Origin of the sequence: Xanthobacter sp. YC-JY1 (genome assembly GCF_021730305.1) — a bacterium.
GTDB lineage: Bacteria > Pseudomonadota > Alphaproteobacteria > Rhizobiales > Xanthobacteraceae > Xanthobacter > Xanthobacter flavus.
On sequence record NZ_CP032674.1, the window covers coordinates 3,409,333 to 3,427,411 of the forward strand.

General features: G+C 68.7%; 14 protein-coding genes and 1 tRNA gene. 9 read left to right on the top strand and 6 right to left on the bottom strand.

Features of this window, described 5'->3' with window-relative positions; translation table 11 throughout:
- Positions 1 to 208: 208 nt before the first annotated feature.
- From D7006_RS16015 to D7006_RS16030, 4 genes are all read left to right on the top strand, one after another.
- On the top strand, positions 209 to 1,042 hold the full coding sequence (locus D7006_RS16015; RefSeq protein ID WP_237353727.1) for an ImuA family protein: 834 nt from the start codon (positions 209 to 211) through the stop codon (positions 1,040 to 1,042).
- Complete coding sequence (locus D7006_RS16020; protein ID WP_237356930.1) at positions 1,011 to 2,516, top strand: DNA polymerase Y family protein; 1,506 nt, start codon at positions 1,011 to 1,013, stop codon at positions 2,514 to 2,516. Before D7006_RS16015 ends, D7006_RS16020 begins: the two co-directional genes overlap by 32 nt.
- Entirely contained in the window at positions 2,489 to 5,812 is a 3,324-nt protein-coding gene (locus D7006_RS16025) for an error-prone DNA polymerase (protein WP_237353728.1), read from the top strand. Before D7006_RS16020 ends, D7006_RS16025 begins: the two co-directional genes overlap by 28 nt.
- Positions 5,813 to 5,987: 175 nt before the next feature.
- On the top strand, positions 5,988 to 7,013 hold the full coding sequence (locus tag D7006_RS16030; RefSeq protein WP_237353729.1) for a polysaccharide deacetylase family protein: 1,026 nt from the start codon (positions 5,988 to 5,990) through the stop codon (positions 7,011 to 7,013).
- A 67-nt stretch (positions 7,014 to 7,080) separates the two neighbouring features.
- Here the strand turns inward: D7006_RS16030 and D7006_RS16035 are convergent, their stop codons facing one another.
- A complete protein-coding gene (locus D7006_RS16035; RefSeq protein WP_237353730.1) occupies positions 7,081 to 7,788 on the bottom strand; it encodes an aldolase in 708 nt (235 codons plus the stop codon).
- Between the two features lie 166 nt (positions 7,789 to 7,954).
- On the opposite strand from D7006_RS16035, the gene ltnD reads away from it, so the two are divergent.
- The 4 genes from ltnD to D7006_RS16055 all read left to right on the top strand — a co-directional run bounded on the left by ltnD (position 7,955) and on the right by D7006_RS16055 (position 12,321).
- The gene (gene ltnD, locus D7006_RS16040) at positions 7,955 to 8,893 is read left to right on the top strand and encodes an L-threonate dehydrogenase (protein WP_237353731.1); all 939 of its coding nucleotides are present in this window, start codon (positions 7,955 to 7,957) and stop codon (positions 8,891 to 8,893) included.
- Positions 8,894 to 9,032: 139 nt separating this feature from the next.
- Complete coding sequence (locus tag D7006_RS16045) at positions 9,033 to 9,290, top strand: cysteine rich repeat-containing protein (RefSeq protein ID WP_169122877.1); 258 nt, start codon at positions 9,033 to 9,035, stop codon at positions 9,288 to 9,290.
- 282 nt (positions 9,291 to 9,572) lie between these two features.
- Positions 9,573 to 11,408: a glutaminase A gene (gene glsA, locus D7006_RS16050; protein WP_371745120.1), complete on the top strand. Its 1,836-nt coding sequence runs from the start codon at positions 9,573 to 9,575 to the stop codon at positions 11,406 to 11,408.
- A gap of 115 nt (positions 11,409 to 11,523) precedes the next feature.
- The gene (locus D7006_RS16055; protein WP_229643773.1) at positions 11,524 to 12,321 is read left to right on the top strand and encodes a DUF2189 domain-containing protein; all 798 of its coding nucleotides are present in this window, start codon (positions 11,524 to 11,526) and stop codon (positions 12,319 to 12,321) included.
- 39 nt (positions 12,322 to 12,360) lie between these two features.
- On the opposite strand, the gene D7006_RS25425 is transcribed toward D7006_RS16055, so the two are convergent.
- Both D7006_RS25425 and D7006_RS16065 read right to left on the bottom strand, forming a co-directional pair.
- Positions 12,361 to 13,614, bottom strand: a complete 1,254-nt coding sequence (locus tag D7006_RS25425; protein WP_371744951.1) for an NUDIX hydrolase — start codon at positions 13,612 to 13,614, stop codon at positions 12,361 to 12,363.
- Positions 13,615 to 13,761: 147 nt separating this feature from the next.
- Positions 13,762 to 14,514 (bottom strand): SIMPL domain-containing protein, encoded by a 753-nt coding sequence (locus D7006_RS16065; RefSeq protein ID WP_237353733.1) that lies wholly within the window; start codon positions 14,512 to 14,514, stop codon positions 13,762 to 13,764.
- Between the two features lie 199 nt (positions 14,515 to 14,713).
- On the opposite strand from D7006_RS16065, the gene D7006_RS16070 reads away from it, so the two are divergent.
- Positions 14,714 to 14,789, top strand: a tRNA-Ile gene (locus D7006_RS16070).
- Positions 14,790 to 14,968: 179 nt separating this feature from the next.
- Here the strand turns inward: D7006_RS16070 and D7006_RS16075 are convergent.
- Genes D7006_RS16075 through D7006_RS16085 form a run of 3 tightly spaced genes read right to left on the bottom strand, consistent with a single transcriptional unit; the run spans position 14,969 to position 17,825 of the window.
- On the bottom strand, positions 14,969 to 15,622 hold the full coding sequence (locus D7006_RS16075; protein WP_229643772.1) for a response regulator transcription factor: 654 nt from the start codon (positions 15,620 to 15,622) through the stop codon (positions 14,969 to 14,971).
- Positions 15,619 to 17,127, bottom strand: coding sequence for an ATP-binding protein (locus D7006_RS16080; RefSeq protein WP_237353734.1), 1,509 nt, complete (start codon positions 17,125 to 17,127; stop codon positions 15,619 to 15,621). The genes D7006_RS16075 and D7006_RS16080 overlap by 4 nt, the downstream gene beginning before the upstream one ends.
- Complete coding sequence (locus D7006_RS16085; RefSeq protein ID WP_237353735.1) at positions 17,124 to 17,825, bottom strand: hypothetical protein; 702 nt, start codon at positions 17,823 to 17,825, stop codon at positions 17,124 to 17,126. Before D7006_RS16085 ends, D7006_RS16080 begins: the two co-directional genes overlap by 4 nt.
- Between the last annotated feature and the right edge of the window lie 254 nt (positions 17,826 to 18,079).

An 18,079-nucleotide genomic window follows, 5' to 3' on the forward strand; every position in this document is an offset into this window, starting at 1 on the left:
GCGTTAAGGGGAGGTTTGCACCTCACCACAACGGTTTCATGATACCTTATCTGTGAATCATGGGGACAAGCCCGCACCACTGCACCCGCCTGCGCCGGGTCCGCTCCAGCCCCCGCAGGCCCTGCTGCCGGACCTCCGTACGGTTGACATTCAGCCCTGCCGGAGTCCTTTTAAATGAGAACAAAATAGGAACATTTGGCGTCCATCCATGCCCTCCTTTCCCCACCCTCAGCAGGCCCAGCGCGAGGATCTGGCGGCTCTTCGCCGCCGCATCGTCGAGATGGAACGGCTGTCCGGCCTCCCGGACGGTCCCGCCCGGCCGCGCCTGTCCCTTGGGGGCTCCCTGGACGAGGCGCTGGGGGGCGGGCTGGCCCGCGATGCGCTGCACGAGGCCTTCCCGGCCGAGAAGGGCAATGCCGCTGCCGTGCTCGGTTTCGCCCTCGCGCTCGCGGCCGGCACCCGCAAGCCGGTGCTGTGGGTGCGGCAGGACATGGCAGCGCTGGAGGGGGGCGACATTTACGGCCCCGGCTGCGCCGCCTTCGGGCTCGATCCCTCCCGCCTGATCCTGGTGGCCGCCGCAGACGCCGCCGACACGCTGGGCGCCGCAGAGGAAGCCCTTGGCCATGGCGCCCTCGGGCTGGTGGTGGCCGAGCCCTGGGGATCCCCGCGCCTCATCGATCTCACAGCCACCCGCCGGCTCGCCTTGCGCAGCGAGCGTTCCGGCGTGCCGTCCCTCCTGCTGCGGCCGGGGGCGGACCCTGGCCCTTCCGCCGCCGCTACCCGCTGGCGGGTTGCTGCGGCCCCCTCTCGCGTGGCGGGGGATGTGCCGGCCTTCTGCCTCGGCCCGCCCGCCTTCGCGCTGGAAATCGAGCGCAACCGCCTCGGACCCACCGGCCACTTCACCGTGGAATGGAATGCCCATGCCCGACGCTTCACCCCGGCGCCTCGCCGCGCTCTTCCTGCCGCGCCTGCCGACCGACCGGCTGCACCGCAGCCGGCGGGGGCGTCGCATGTCGTCTTCGGCTGGCGCCGCACCGGCTGATCCGCCGCTGGTCACGGTGGAGGTGAAGGCCAATGCCCGCCGCATCGCCGCGGTGGACGCAGCCGCCGCCCGCCTCGGCCTCCATCCCGGCCTCACGCTGGCGGATGCGCAGGCCCGTGTCCCGCAGACCGAGGCGGTGGAGGCGGATGCGGCGGCGGACGCGGCACTGCTCACTGCCATTGCGTCGTGGTGCGAACGCTGGACGCCGTTCGTCGCCGTGTCCGGGCCGGACGGCATCGTCCTCGACATCACCGGCTGCGCCCATCTGTTCGGCGGCGAGGCGGCCCTGCTGTCTGCCATGACGGAACGGCTCGCCGCCACCGGGCTTGCCGCCTGCGGCGCGGTGGCCGGAACGGCGCGTGCTGCCCTCGCCCTCGCCCGCTGGCGGCCGGGACAGGTGGTGCCGGCGGGAGGCGATCGGGAAGCCGTCGCGCCCTTGCCGGTGGACGCCCTCGGCCTGGATGCGGAGGCGGGGCGGAGCCTCGCCTATCTCGGGCTGGTGCGCATCGGCGACATCGCCGGCAAGCCCCGCGCGGCGCTTGCCGCCCGTTTCGGCAGCGTCCTGGTGGAGCGGCTGGACGAGCTGTGCGGCGCTGCCTCGCCGCCCATTTCCCCGCTCAATCCCCTGCCCGTCTATGTGGCGGAACGGCGCTTCGCCGAGCCCATGGGCGACGAGGCGACCGCCCGCGCCGTGCTCGCCGACCTTGCCCGCGACCTCGCCGGCGTGCTGGAGCGGCATGGCGAGGGCGGACGGCGCTTCGAGGCCGCCTTCTTCCGCAGCGATGGCGCCGTGCGACGTGTGGCGGCGGGCACGGCGGCGCCCCTGCGCGACGGGGCACGCCTCGCCGGCCTATTCCGCGAGCGGCTGGCGGCGCTGGCCGATCCGCTGGACCCCGGCTTCGGCTATGACGTGATCCGCCTGTCCGTCACCGCGGCCGAACCGCTGGCCGCCACCCAGTCCGGCTTCGGCGCCGAGCCGGCCGGCGCGGGGCTCGACCAGCTGGTGGACACCCTCTCCGCCCGGCTGGGGCCGCGCCGCGTCACCTGCCTTGCCGCGCAGGACAGCCATATTCCCGAGCGGGCCACCGTGCGGGTGCCAGCGCAAAAAGCATGGCGCAGCCGGGAAGCACTCGCGCACGATTGGGCCGAGCCGGCGGCGGCGGACGCCCCCCTCGCCCGCCCGCCGGCCATGTTTCCCGTGCCCGAGCCGGTGGAGACGCTGGCCCAGGTGCCGGACGGCCCGCCTTTGCGCTTCCGCTGGCGGCGGGTGCTGCACGAGGTGGCGCGGGCCGAGGGGCCGGAGCGCATCGCGCCGGAATGGTGGACCGCCCTCGATGGCAACCGACCGGGCCTGACGCGCGACTATTTCCGCGTGGAGGACACGCAGGGCCGCCGCTTCTGGCTCTATCGCGAAGGCACCTACGGGCGGGAGACGTCGACGCCGCAATGGTTCCTCCACGGGCTGTTCCCGTGAGCGCGCCCGTCTATGCGGAGCTGGCCGCGGCCTCGCATTTCTCCTTCCTGCGGGGGGCCAGCGCGCCGGCCCATCTGGTGCGCACAGCTGTCGGCCTCGGCCTCGACGGGCTCGGCATCGCGGATCGCAATACGGTGGCTGGCGTGGTGCGGGCCTATAGCGCGCTGGAGGATCTGCGCGCCCTTGACGAGGATCTGGAAGCCGACGATCCAGAGGCGGATGCCAAGCGCGCCGTCGCCGCCCGCGCTCGCGCCTTCCGGCTGGTGACAGGCGCGCGGCTCGTCTTCTGCGATGGCACGGCGGACATCATCGCCTATCCCTCGACCCGCGCCGGCTGGGGCCGGCTCTGCCGCCTGCTGACCACCGGCAACCGGCGGGCGAAGAAAGGCGACTGCCATCTTTCTCTCGCCGACCTCCTCGCTGACCCGCGAGACCTGATGCTCATCGTGATGCCGGGCGAAGACGGAAGCGATCTTCCGCCCCTCCTCTCCCGCCTTGGCGAGGCCGCCCCCGGTGCAGTGTGGCTCGGCGTCGACATGCCCTTCTCCGGCGCCGACCGCCGCCGCCTTGCCGCGCTGAAGGCCATCGCCTGCACCGCCGGCGTGCCGCTGCTGGCGGTGAACGATGTACTCTACGCAACGCCCGAGGAGCGCGATCTGCAAGACATCCTCACCTGCGTGCGCGAGAGCACCACCATCGCCGAGGCTGGGCGGCGGCTCCTGGCGAATGCCGAGCGCCACCTCAAGCCTGCCGCCGAGATGGCCCGCCTGTTCCGCGACGCCCCCGAGGCGGTGGCGGAGAGCGGGGCGCTCCTCGCCCGCATCGACTTCACCCTGAAGGAGCTGAAATATGACTATCCCGAGGAGCCGGTGCCCCCCGGCTGGACGCCGCAGGCGTGGCTTGAGGAACTGACTTGGCGCTGTGCCGCCGTGCGCTATCCCGAAGGGGTGCCGGAGAAGGTGGAAAAGCTGCTGAGAGACGAACTGGCCCTCATCCGCAAGCTCAAGTACGCGCCTTACTTTCTCACCATCCACGACATCGTGCGCTTCGCCGAGAGCCAGGGCATCCTCTGCCAGGGACGGGGCTCGGCGGCGAATTCCGCCGTCTGCTACGTGCTCGGCATTACCGCCGTGGATCCCGCCGACAACGACCTCCTGTTCGCCCGCTTCATCTCCGAGGAACGGCGCGAGCCCCCCGACATCGACGTGGATTTCGAACACGCGCGGCGCGAGGAGGTGATCCAGCACATCTACGACAAATACGGCCGCCACCGCGCGGGCATCGTCGCCACCGTCATCCACTACCGCCCGCGCAGCGCCATCCGCGACGTGGGCAAGGCTCTTGGGCTGACTGAGGACGTCACGGCGCGCCTCGCCTCCACCCAGTGGGGCAGTTGGGGCCGCGATATTTCAGACGCGCACATCCGCGAGGCGGGGCTCGATCCGTCGAACCCCTTCATCCGCCGTGCGGTGGAACTGGCCGGCCGGCTGATGGGCGCGCCCCGCCACCTCTCCCAGCACGTGGGCGGCTTCGTGCTGGCCCGTGGCCGGCTCGACGACACCGTGCCCATCGGCAACGCCGCCATGGCGGACCGCACCTTCATCGAATGGGACAAGGACGACATCGACGTCCTCGGCCTGATGAAGGTGGATGTGCTGGCGCTCGGCATGCTCACCTGCATCCGGAAAGCCCTCGACCTGATGCGGGATCACGAGGGCATCGACTGGGGCCTCGCCGACGTGCCGGGCGCGCAGGCGGATGTCTATGCCATGCTCTCGCGCGGGGATTCCATCGGCGTGTTCCAGGTGGAGAGCCGGGCGCAGATCAACATGCTGCCACGCCTCAAACCGCAAAAATTCTACGATCTCGTCATCCAGGTCGCCATCGTGCGGCCCGGGCCGATCCAGGGCGACATGGTTCACCCCTATCTGAGGCGCCGCAACGGGCTGGAAAAGGTGGACTTCCCCTCCCCTTCCCCCGATCAAGGCCGGTGGGATGAACTCCACGGCGTCCTCGGCAAGACCATGGGCGTGCCCCTGTTCCAGGAGCAGGCCATGAAACTCGCCATGGTCGCCGCCCGCTTCTCTGACAAGGACGCGAACCGCCTGCGCCGGGCCATGGCCACCTTCCGCAATCTCGGCACCATCCAGGAGTTCGAGAGCATGATGGTGGAGCGCATGGTGGCGCGCGGCTACAAGCGCGACTTCGCTGCGCGCTGCTTCGAGCAGATCAAGGGCTTCGGCAGCTACGGCTTTCCCGAAAGCCACGCCGCATCCTTCGCCAAGCTCGTCTACATCTCCTCCTACATCAAGTGCCGCCACCCGGCCGCCTTCGCCTGCGCGCTGCTCAACGCCCAGCCCATGGGCTTCTACGCTCCGGCGCAGATCGTGCGCGATGCCCATGAGCACGGCGTGGAGGTGCGCCCGATCGACGTCAATTTCAGCCATCACGACAACACGCTGGAACGCCGGGAAGACGGCGCGCTCGCCCTGCGTCTCGGCTTCCGGCAGGTGGATGGCTTTCACGCCGAATGGGGCGAGCGCCTCGCAGCGGCACGATCCAGGCCTTTCGCGAGCATCGAGGACCTCGCCCGCCGCGCGCGCCTGCCCACCCGTGCGGTGAAACTGCTCGCCGATGCCGATGCCTTCCGCTCCATGGGCCTCGACCGCCGCGCCGCGCTCTGGCACGCCCGCCGCCTGCCGGATGACGACGCGTTACCCCTGTTCGCCGCGGCGGACGCCCGCGAACTGGGCGTCGAGGAGGAGGTGACGCTGCCGCGCATGGCGCGCTCGGAGCACATCGTCGCCGACTACCAGACGGTGCGCCTTTCCCTGAAGGGGCACCCCATGGGCGAATTGCGCGACCATTTCCGGAAAGAGCGCATCCTCACCTGCGCCGAGACGTCTGCGCTGAAGGACGGCGCCTTCGCCCGCAATGCCGGCGTGGTTCTGGTGCGCCAGCGGCCGGGTAACGGCAAGGCCATCTTCATCACCATCGAGGATGAGACCGGCATCACCAACATCGTCCTGTGGGAGCGGACGCTGGAACGCTTCCGACGCGAGGTGATGGGCGCGCGCCTGCTGCTGGTGGAAGGACGCATCCAGAAGAGCCCGGAGGGGGTCGTCCACCTCATGGCCCAGCGTCTCGCCGACCGCACCGCCGACCTCGCTTTGCTCTCCCGAGTGCGGCAGCCGCGGATGGAGGTGGCGCGGGCCGACGAGTTCGCCCACCCCCAGCATCCGCGCAAGCATCCACGTGACGTAAGGGTGCTTCCCAAGTCGCGGGACTTTCACTGAGCACCACGCCCGCGATGCCGCAGAGGTATCCAGCAGCCCAAGTCCGTGAGGGGGCAGGTGAAAACCCGACAAATCGGGCAAAAAAGGCACGAGGGCCCCGCGCACTTCACGATTTATCCACAAAAACACGTGAGGCTTCGAGACAGATGGAACCTAAGGCCGGGATACCGCCGCCGTGAAGCCGCTCCTCATCGTTACCGGATTTGTGGCCGCCGCCGCCGTTGGCGCAGGCATGGCCATCAGCCCGCTTCTGTCGGCCAGGGATGACGGCCCGGCGACCACCCAGTCCATTTCCCAGCCGGCGAACCCGGCTTCCGGACAGGCCGCCCAGGGCAAGGGCGCGACCGCCGCGCAGAAGAGCGCCGCCGCTGCGGCCCAGCCGGTGCCGGCCCCCGCGCCGGAGCCTGCCGCCCCGCCGCCGGTCACGCCGCGCAAGAACTACACCTACAAGTCGTTCGACGTGGATGGCTCCTACATCGCCATGACATTCGACGACGGCCCGAACCCGGAGACGACGCCGCGGCTCCTGCAGATCCTGCGCGAGCGCAACATCAAGGTGACCTTCTTCGTGCTCGGCAACATGGTCGCCAAGCACCCCGAAGTGCTCAAGATGATCGCCGACGAGGGCCACGAGATCGGCAGCCATTCCTGGAGCCATCCGCAGCTCACCCGCATCAGCCAGGCGGCGGTGGACAAGGAGCTGGGCAACACCTCCGAAGCCATCTTCCAGGTCACCGGCAAGCGCCCGATCTATCTGCGCCCGCCCTACGGCTCCATGAAGCCGACGCTGCGCAGCTACATCGAGGACAAATACGGCCTGACCATCGTCAACTGGTCGGTGGACCCCAACGACTGGAAGAATCGCAACAGCCAGGCGGTGCATGACGCCATCATGGCGCAGGTGAAGCCGGGCGCCATCGTACTCTCCCACGATATCTACGCCACCACCGTGGATGCCATGCCGCGCATCCTCGATGAGCTGGCCGCCAAGGGCTACAAGTTCGCCACGCTGTCGCAGATGGTGGCCATGGACAAGCCGCTGAAGGTGGCCCTCGCCGCCCCCGGCGCCGCCACCAAGAAGCCGAAGCCCAATGGCGCGAAGCCCGATGCGGCCAAGCCGGCCGGCACGCCCAAGCCAGCCGCCGCCGCGCCAAAACCGGCCGCGTCCTCTGCCCCGGCCCGCAGCGCCGGCGTCTACTGACGCAACAGGTTCATCCCCTCAAACGGCGCTCCGGTCCCCGGGGCGCCGTTTTTCGTTCCGGGGCTGGTCAGTCCTCGCCCGGGTGGGCATGACCGCCGTGCGCGTCGTCGTGGTCATGATGGGCATCCGGCGCCGGAAGCGTGAGGCCGAAGGTCTTCACCAGGTCGTCCACCTGCGACGGCGACAGATAACGCGGGTTAAGGCCGCGTAGCAGCAGATAGAGCTTCGCCGTCTCTTCCAGCTCCTCGGTGGCGAAGACAGCAGCCTCCAGCGTGTCTCCCGCAACCACCGGACCGTGATTGGCCAAGAGCACTGAAGTGTAGCGGCCGGCAAGGCCCCGGATCGCGTCAGCGACGGCGGGATCGCCCGGCCGATAATAAGGCAGAAGCGCAGTCTGCCCGGCACGCATGAGGTAATAGGGCGTCATGGGCGGCAAGGCCGCGCGCGGATCGATCTCCGGCAGCATGGTGAGCGCCACCGAGTGGGTCGAGTGCAGGTGCACGATGGCCCGCGCCGTGCCGCGGGTCTCGTAGAGCGCCGAATGCAGCGGGATTTCCTTGGTGGGCGGATCGCCGCTCAGGAGCCGTCCCGCAGCGTCGAGGCGGGAGATGCGCGCGGGATCAAGGAAGCCGAGGGAGGCATTGGTGGGCGTCACCAGCCATCCGCCGTCGTCGAGCCTCAGGCTGATATTGCCGGACGAGCCGGGCGTCAGCCCCCGCTCGAACAAGGAGCGCCCGAAGCGGCAGATCTCCTCCCGCAGTCTGGTCTCGTCCATGGCCGGCCTCCGCTTGTTCCGCCGACGCACAAAAGCGAAGCGGACCCCCCTTGGCAAGCGTGAACAGCACCGCGGCTAAAACGATTTGATCCCCTGCCGGCAGGCTCCTACAAAAGGCTCCGGATGCCGCCGGGCCAACAGGCGGCCGAGACACGGGGAAACGGCCATGGCCGAGCAGGCGGAAGGAACAGCGGGCAACCAAGGCGCCGGACGCGCGGGCGTGATCGGCCTCGGCTCCATGGGCTTCGGCATGGCGCAATCGCTGCTGCGGGCGGGACTCGATGTCGCCGGCTGCGATGTGGGCGCGGCCGCGGTAGAGCGCTTCGTCGCGGCGGGCGGGCGGGGTGCGACTTCTCCGGCAGAGGCGGCCGAAGGGGCGGACATGGTGGTCAGCGTGGTGGTCAACGCCGCGCAGACCGAGGCCATCCTGTTCGGGCCTTCCGGCGTCTCCGAGACGCTGCCCGAAGGCGCGGTTTTCATTTCATCCGCCACCATGGACCCGGACATCGCCCTCAGCCTCGCCGCACGGCTGGAAGCCACCGGACGGCACTATCTCGACGCCCCCATCTCCGGCGGCGCCCAACGGGCGGCGGAAGGGGCGCTTACCATCCTCGCGTCCGGCAGCGCCGCCGCCTTCGCTAAAGCCAAGCCGGCCCTCGACGCCATGGCCGCCAAGCTCTACGCGCTGGGTGACGCGCCGGGTCAGGGCGCCGCCTTCAAGATGATCAACCAGCTCCTCGCCGGCGTGCACATCGCCGCCGCCAGCGAGGCCATGGCCTTCGCCGCGCGGCAGGGGCTGGACCTGAAAAAGGTCTACGAGGTGATCACCGCCTCGGCCGGCAACAGCTGGATGTTCGAGAACCGCATGCCGCACGTGCTCGATGGCGACTACACGCCGAAAAGCGCGGTGGACATCTTCGTGAAGGACCTCGGCATCATCCAGGACATGGCGCGCAGCGCGAAGTTCCCGGTACCGGTCTCGGCCGCCGCCTTGCAGATGTTCCTCGCCACCTCCGCCGCCGGCATGGGCCGCGACGACGACGCCTCTGTCGCCCGCCTCTATGCCCGAATCACCGGCACGAAGCTTCCCGGTGAGGGGAACTGAGGCGCGGCGGGTGTCGCTTTTCTGCCGCGGCAGGGAGGTTACACTCCGTCGCGATTCGTTACCCTCGGGGAACGCCCGTGCAACCTCGCGCCGCGAGGGTCAGGCGTCGACCCGACGCAACAACACGAGGATCCTGCCGATGACCCTCTCGCTCCGCGCCTCCTTCCTCGCGCTCCCCCTTCTGGCCCTTTGCGCCGGCCCGGCTCCGGCGCAGACCGCCGCCACCCTCACCGCAGAACAGGCCCAGGCCCTGCGCACCGCCTGCTCTGCGGACGTGAAGAAGCTGTGCGGCGACGTGCAGCCCGGCGGCGGGCGCGTGGTCCAGTGCATGCAGGGCAAGAAGGAGCAGGCAACCCCGCCCTGTCAGGCCGCCCTCGGCGCCCTCAGCAAGAAATAGTCGCCGGAGCCGGCCTTAGGCGAGCGCCGTGAGGCTGGCTTTTTCCCGCCGCGCAATTGCGTGAACTGAGACGGACCGCCTCTCCGGCGGCCGGACACGGCATAGGCGTAGTGCGAGGCCGCGATCTTTCCCGGTGAGTCAGCTTGACCGCCCTCGCCTCTTCGCAGCGCACGGGCGGCGCGCGCGCTGCCTTCCTCCGCTCTCCCTCCGTCAACGCGACGGCTGTTTTGCGGCATTGCATCATGGCTCAGGTCGCGTTTCACTGGATGTGATTTGCGGAGCCTGACCTTGCCCCATCCCTCGACCACCCTCGAGACCCCGTTGCTGCGGTTCCTGAAGGACACGCACGCGGACTTCTCCCGCATCGACGAGGGCGAGGTCGCCTCCTATATCCCGGAGCTGGGCAAGGCCAATCCCGACCATTTCGGCATCGCCGTCGCCACCACGGACGGGCATGTCTATGAGGCGGGCGACACGCGGGTGCCCTTCACCATCCAGTCGGTGTCGAAGGCCATGGTGTTCGCCCTCGCGCTCGATCTGCTGGGGGCGGAGCGGGTGGAGGCAGCCATCGGCGTGGAGCCCAGCGGCGAGGCATTCAACTCCATCCGCCTTCGGGCCGACAATAAGCCGTTCAACGCCATGGTGAATGCGGGCGCCATCGCCTGCTCGGGTTTGATTGCGGAAAGCACCGGCGGGGATGCGTTCGAGCTGATCCGCCAGGCCCTCGGCCGCTTCGCCGGACGCGACCTCGGCGTGGACGAGGCGGTGTTCGAGAGCGAGCGCTCCACCGGCGACCGCAACCGCGCCATCGCCTACCTCCTGCGCACCTATGGCGGCGTCACGGGCGACGTGGACCGGCTGCTCGATGTCTATTTCCGTCAGTGCTCCGTGCTGGTCACCGCCCGAGACCTTGCGGTGATGGGCGCGACCTTCGCCAACCACGGCGTCAACCCGCTCACCGGCGTCACTGTGGCGTCGAACTATGCGGTGGCGCGCACCCTGGCGGTCATGAGCTCGTCAGGCATGTACGACTTCGCCGGCGAGTGGATCTACCGCGTGGGCGTGCCGGCGAAGAGCGGCGTCGGTGGCGGGATCCTTGCCGCTCTGCCCTCCCAGCTCGGTCTCGGCACCTTCTCCCCCCGCCTCGACATGCACGGCAACAGCGTGCGCGGCATCCGCACCTGCGAGGCGATTTCCGAAGCCTTCGACCTGCACATGCTGTCGCGGCGGGACGATGTGCGCACCTGCATCGTCGCCGATTATGATTTCCGCACCGTGCCGTCCAAGCCGGGCCGGCAGCCGCACGAGCAGGACATCCTCTCCGCCCGTTCCGGCGCCATCCGTGCCATCGAGCTGGCCGGAAAGCTCTCCTTCGCCTCCATGGACTACGTGACCCGGCGCCTCACCGACCCCGCGGGCGTGCCGGAATTCCTCATCCTCAACCTGCACCGCGTCGCCACCATCACCGATGCGGGCCTGAGGCTGCTGACCGGCCTCATCAAGAACCAGCTGCCGGCCGCCACCACAGCGGTCATCGCCGGCGTCGAGGCCGCCTCCCCGCTCACGCCCCAGCTGAAGGCCCTGCGCGAGCAGGGCGTGCGCGTGCGCATCTTCCCCACCTATGACGCGGCGGTGGAATGGGCCGAGGATCAGGTGGTGTACCGCCACGGCGGCTTCTCGCGCATCGAGGTGGAGGCGGACCTCAGCCGACAGGCGCTGCTGGCGGGCCTTTCCCCCCAGGAGCTGGCCGATCTGTCCAGGCTCGGCACCCGCGTCGTATTCCCGGCCGGCACACGGATCATCTCCGCCAACGAGCCGCCGGCCAGGGTCTATTTCCTGCTGCGGGGCATGGTCAGTGCGCGCTCGGTGGGAGACGTGCGGCTCTCCACCATGATTCCCGGCATGGTCTTCGGGGAAATGGCGCTCATCGAGCAGCCGCGCAGCACGGACGTATGGGCCGACACGGAGGCGGTGTGCGTGGAGGTGACGGCGGACCAGTTCCGCGCCTTCCAGGAGACCCATGCCCGCGCCGCCGACCGGATCATGCGCAACCTCGCCATCCTGCTCGCGGGGCGGATGCGCATGGCGACCGCCCGCATCGAGATGCTGACCGGATAAGGCCTTCCGCTCGCGCTCCGCGCCTAGCACTTTCGGCCTGCCTTGAGCGAAGCCCTTTACAACCCCCCGTTCCCCTCCCAGTCTTCTTCCAAAGAGAAGAATTCGGGAGGTGAAGATGGTGGATACGGTGGAGAACCGGCCACAGGCCGTGCAGGCGATGCCGGCGGTCCGGGCGGTGACGTTCGCGGACGTTAAGGCCTCGCTCATCGAGGGATTGTCGGACTTCGCCCGGGCCCCGGCCTTCGGCCTTGCGTTCGGCGCGCTCTATGCGGCGGGTGGTCTCGCCATCGTCGCCTGCGTCTTCTTCTTCGAGCTGGGCTATCTCGCCTATCCGCTCTTCGCCGGATCGGTGCTGATCGGTCCGTTCGTGGCGGCCGGGCTCTACGATGTCAGCCGGGAACTTGAGGCGGGGCGAGAGCCCACGTGGAACGGCGTCCTGTCCACCATCTTCGCCCAGCGCCAGCGCGAGCTGGGGTGGATGGCGTTCGTCACCATCTTCGCCTTCATCATCTGGATGTATCAGGTGCGGCTGCTGCTCGCGCTGTTCCTCGGCTTCGCCTCCTTCGCCACGCTCAACGACTTCCTGAAGGTGCTGTTCACCACCTCGGACGGCATCGCCTTCCTGGCGGTAGGCCACGTGATCGGTGCGGCGCTGGCGCTGGGGCTCTTCTCCATCACCGTCATCTCTTTCCCGCTGCTCATGGACCGGAATCTCGACGTGGTGACCGCGATGATCACCAGCGTGCAGGCGGTGCTCACCAGCCCCGGGCCGATGATCCTGTGGGGCATCTGCGTCGTGGCGCTGATCGCCATCGGCACGGCGCCGGCCTTCCTCGGGCTGATCTTCGTGCTGCCGGTTCTGGGGCACGCCACATGGCACCTGTACCGCCGGGCCGTGGCGCCGCTTCCCTGATACGGCCACGCCGGCGCGAAGGCGCGTCGGCGCACCCCCTTAGCGCTTCGGCTTGGAGGTAGACTTGGGTGCCGATTTGGGCGCGGCCGCCTTGCGAGCCTGCGCCTTCTTGCTGGCAATGGCGCTCTCCGAAGCGGACGCGAGCGGCGATTTCGCAGACTTGGCTGTCGTGGTCTTGGCTATCGTGGTCTTTGCCCCCGCAGTCTTCACAGCTGGTTTCCTGACCGGCGCAGCTTTGCCCGACGCGGATTTGGCGGACGCAACTTTTGCCGGTTTCGGGGAGGCCTTGGACTTTGCCGCCTTGGCCTTCGCCGACTTTGCGACCGTCGCGGTCCTGACCGCCTTGGCGACCGTCGTCTTGGCAGCGCCCCTGGCCCTCGCCCCCGTTTTTGCCGCCCCTGCATCGGCAACAGGGACCGGGGCTGCCTTCGCCTTTGCTGCTGCAAGCGCCTTGGTCGCCTTGCCCTTGGCGCCCTTGGTCCGGGCGACCGGCGCAGCGTCGTTCTCCTGCGCCTCATCGGCCAGCGACAGGTTTTCCGGGTCCATGGCAAGCGCCGCGCCGCCCTTCGCGGACTTCGCCTTACCCGCTTTCGCCTTGGTCTCCTTAGCCTTTGCCGACTTCGCGGCAGTCTTTGCCGGCTTCGGCTCCTTCGGCGGCTTTCCCTTCGGCGCCTCGGGCTCGGCCTCCTCGGTCGCAGCGTCCTTGCCCTTGGCGACCTTGGCTTTGCCGTCCCGGGCCTTGGTCGCCTTCGCTTTCGCCGGCTTCTCCTTGGCCTCAGACGCTTCGGCGGCGCCCGCGGCTTCGGCCTGCGCTTCCTCCCAGCGTCGCGCCATGATGGCGCCGAAGGACAGGATCAGCTCGGAGAGGTCCTCCTCCTGAACCGCTGCCGCAGCGGTCTCGATGGAGAACCAGAAGCCGTAACGCTGGAACCGTTCCGGCCACTTCTGCAGCAGGCGCTTCACCTTGAGCGGGAACACCAGAACGTCGCAAAGCACCGAGCGGGTGCCGAGGCGCTTCTCGTAGGTGTAAGAGCCGAGCGGCTCGCGGGAGACCACGCCGACGAGGCCAGCCTCCTCATAGCATTCGCGCGCGGCGGTCTTGGGCGGTGTGAGGCCCTTCATGGGCCACCCCTTGGGAATCACCCAGCGCCGCGTCTCACGGGAGGTGATGAGGCGGATCTGCACCTCGCCGTCGCGCCTGACGCGATACGGCAAGGCGGCATACTGCACCCTGCGCCCGGTCGAGGCGCCCTTGGCGACCGAAAGATGGGGCCAGTCCGACCAAGGCGCCATGGGCGATCCAGGAGCGGGGGAGCGGAAAGAGGAGCCTACGCGACCGAGGACCTCTTTCTCCGCCCGCCGACGGAAGAATCGGTCATCAAGACTGATCTATCATAAAGCGTTGCGGCGACGAAATTTCGCCGGCCGGCGGCCCGCCCCTCACTGGGGCTCGGCCTCATAGACCAGGACGGTGCGGGCCCGCACCTCGATCTCCCCAGCCTCGACCGGCACGGCCATGCGGGCTGAATCCGCCTTCATCATCATGGGCGCCGGCATGATGGGTCCGCCGCTCTGCCCCTCGGGCTGGATTGACATGATGCGCGTGAGCCGAAGCCCCGCGGCCGCCGCGACGCCCTTCGCCTGCTCGATGGCATCCTTCACCGAGGCGGCGCGCGCCTCGCCTTCCAGACGGTCGGTGTCGGCGAGGGAGAAGGAGAGGCCGGAAGCCTGGTTGGCACCGGACTGAACCACCTTGTCCAGGAGGCCGCCGAGCTTGCCGAGATCGCGCACCGTGATCCGCACCGAATTGCGCACCTCGAAGCCGATCAGCTTGGGCTGCTCGCGCGACGGCGGCTGCGGATAGGACTGCTGCGGCTGGATGGAGAAGGAGGAGGTGGAGATGTCGTTCGGCGCAATGCCGGCCGCCTTCAGCGCCGCGATCACCTCCGACACCGCCTTGGAATTGGCGGCGAGCGCGTCATCAGCGGTCTTGGCGTTGGTGACGACCCCGGTGGTGAGCACCGCCATATCCGGCGGCGCGGTGCGCTTCGCCTCGCCCACCACCGTGATGGTGGCCGCCGCAGCCACAGGCCCCGCAACGGCAAGCGTTGCGGCCAAGGCCGCCGCGAACACGGCGGCCGTACTGGCCGCGGCGCGCGGGAGGGAAACGATGCGGGCCGGCGAATGACGCATGGAAGTATCCTCGTTCGGCCCCGGGTTTTCTGTCACCGGGACTTGGATGCGCAGACGACAGCGCGAACACGGCGCCATTGCGGCGGGCCCGCCCCCGTCCCCATCCCCATCCTAAGGGCATGCGGCTCGCGGGCGGGCGGGAATCTGTTGTTCCGGAGAGGCAGGATTGATAGAGCAGCAGGAACATGCCGCACTTTGGGGGCCTGTAGCTCAATGGTTAGAGCTGACCGCTCATAACGGTTAGGTTGCAGGTTCGAGTCCTGCCGGGCCCACCAAATCTCAATGGCTTGTGGACGAAGGGCGATCTGCCGCGTCCATGTGTTCGGCGGCCAGGTACCAAATCTGCGGATGGCTTTCGGGTGACGCGTCCACTCTGGTGGTTGAGAGGGACTATCGCGATGTCCGCTGCCGACGGCAAAGGCTGTCAGGCTCGGACTCGCCGAGAGGGGCGAGACTAGTTCTTCATCCGTCCCGCGGGGGCGCCGGCCACGTACTGGATGGCGCGGTGAATCAGCTCGGCGAGGTTTGTCGCCCCGAGCTTGGCCTTGAGCTGGGAACAGGTGTTGGCCACCGTCTTGTAGCTGACGCCCAGTTCGTCGGCGATCTGGCCGTAGGCCTTGCCTTCGGCAAGGAGCGCCAGCGCCTGCAACTCGCGCGGAGTGAGGTCAGCCATCACGCCGCTCCGCCCGCGCGTGCCGAGCAGGGCCACCTCCAGCGCGAGGTCGTGGCTGATGTAGGGCTGGCCGCGCCGCACCTTTTCGAAGGCTTCGAGGAGATCGTCGGGCGAGGTGTCCTTCAGGAGATAGCCGGTCGCGCCGGCCTCCAGCGCGCGGCTGGCGATCACCGGGTCCGCATGCATGCTGAAGACCAGGATCGGCATGCGCGCCGCCTGCGCCCTCAGCCGCCGCACCAATGCGAGCCCGGCGAGGCCGCTGCCGTTGAGCGCGAGATCGACGATCACCACATCCGGCCGCTTGCGCCGGAACAGGCGATAGCCGGCCAGCGCCGTCTGAGCCTCCATCAGGTCCGAGACGCCCGCATCCTCCAGCAGGTGCCGGCAGCCCTGCAGCACGATGGGATGGTCGTCGATGAGGAGAACGCTGGTCATACCGGATGCCCTGGCCCTGAACGCACGCGCCTACCCTCGGCGGAGGACGGGGACGCGGAGGTAGAATGCCCCAACGGGATGGGAAGCTCCACAAAAAGGCGCGCCCCTCCTTCGTTGCCCCGCTCCAGCCGGCAGCTGCCGCCCAGCGCGCGCACCCGCTCCTTCATGCCCGAGAGGCCGTGGCCCATCGATGGAATGGCCGGTGGCCCCTTCCCGTCGTCCGCGACGACAAGGCGCAGCATCCCCTCTGCGCCGCGTCGCCCCTCCTCGCCGACGATGATGCGCACGGAACGGGCATTGCCGTGCTTGAGCGCGTTGGTCACACCCTCCTGCGCGCAGCGATAGACGGTCGCGTCGAAAGACGGCTCGTAGTGATCGGCGAGCACCCCGGTCTCCAGAGCGAATCGCCGCTCGGGATCGTGCTGGCGGAAATCGGCGACGAGGCTGGAAAGCACGTCCTTGAGCGGCACGTGGTCGAGCGCGGCGGGGCGGATGCGGGTGAGCAGGCGGCGGTTGGCGACCTGCATCCGCTCGACGATCTCGATGAGGCTCTTCGCCCGCGCCACCATGCGCTCGGCATTTTCAGCAGGGGCCGTGGCCGCGAGGCGAGCGAGCGAATCGGCGCTGGCCTTCAGGCCGAACATGAGCGGCCCCAGCTCGTCGTGCAGATCGCCGGCGATCTGGCGGCGCTCGTCCTCCTGCAGGCTCACGAGGCGGGCATAGAGGTGAGCATTCTCCTCCCGCGCCGCGCCGAGGGTTTCGGCAAAGGCGTTGAAGCGCTCCGCCACCTCGGCGAGTTCGCGGGTCCGGGGCGGCTCGACGCGGCAGGCGAACCCATTGTGCTCCAGTTCGTCCAGAGCACCGCGGAAGCGCGAGAGATCCCGCCTCACCTGTCCCAGGGCGACGAACAGGGCCGAGAGAATGGCGAAATTCACAGCAAGCGCGACGCTGGCGAAATCGAACACGTCGTCCCAGACCTCGGCCACCTCGTCGTCGGGAACGCCCTCGATCCGCACCCGGCCGATAAGGATGCCATCGGCCACCACGTCGATCCGGCGCGTGACCTGCGAAACGCCGATCAGACGAGCGAACCAGGAGGGCGCCGCCTCTCCATTCGCGGGCGCGCCATCGGCGGGTAGCACGGCCGGGCGCCCGTCCGGTCCCTCGAGGGAGATACGCACATGGCGCAGGTGACGCAGATGCGGCGGAAAGGCCGCCGCGAGGGTCGTGCCCTGCTCGCTGGCCACGCGCTCGGCCACCTCGCGGACCATGTTCTCGGCCATTTCGACGGAGGCCACCATCTCGCGTCCGGCCGCGACCCGCGCATTCACCACCACCACGGCGCCCGCCACCACGGCGGCGACCAGATTGATGACGAGCACAGCGCCAAGCACGCGGGTGCGCAGCGACACCCGGCGCACCGACGCCTCCGCTGCGCCCGCCTGATCGTCCGCGCCCGCGATGCCTCGCGGCAACGAGGCGCGCGTGGCGGGGTGGACGCTCATGGGTTCCTCCGTTCGGCCGCCGGCGCGGCAAGCGTGGCGAGGGCGTCGTCACGGCTCGCCCCGGCGGCCCGCAGATTGAAATAGTGCTGGCACAAATCACTATAGCCGATCCGCCTGATCGCGCGACCGACCTGGATGAAACCCCCGAGCAGCGCCTGCGGGCTTTCGACCACAGAAATTTCGCCGAGCATGCGCTCCAGCTGGAGCGTGCGGTTGGCCAGCATGCGACGGTTCTCGTCGAACACGGCGTCGGCCTCGCTCAAAAGCGTCGCGATCTCCGCCACGGCCTCGGCCGACGCGGGCGCTCCGGCCGGCGCAGACCGCGTGGCAAGAAAAACTTCGGGCGGGGTGTCATCACCCACATCAAGCCATTCTCGCGCCGGACCGCCCCGGGCAGCGACCCCTTTGGCACTCCCGACCCCGGACGGCGGCGCGGCCTCTGGAGCCGAAGCTGCGCTGGAGGCAACCGGTCGGCGCTCCTCCTCCTCACCGCACGACGCCAGCGCGAGCGCGCCTGCCGTCGCCAGAAGGCACACCGCGAAAATCCGGGTGATGGACAGCCGATGGGAAGCACGGCCATGGCACATCGGCAAAGCAGTCTCTCCCGCGTATTCTGCCGGCTTCGCCGACATCTTCACCGCCCGGCCGCCTGCATGGGCCGCGACGATCTCTGAATATTTTCTCAGAACAAGACCCATCAAGATTCCATCTTGGCGAAAACACGAGCGATATAAAGCACAACACCCCCGGCAACAGCACAAATAAACGAACCCGGGCGGGACTCGGAACGCTGCGGCATCTGTCGGCAAATAACATACTTATCAGACACTTATGGAAGTCCGGCAACCGTCTTTGCCAAGTGTTCCCACAATGAATTGCCGAATGATCGGCAGACAAAGGTGCCGATACCGCTTCAACTGATGCCACACAAGATAACGAATCATAAGAATTC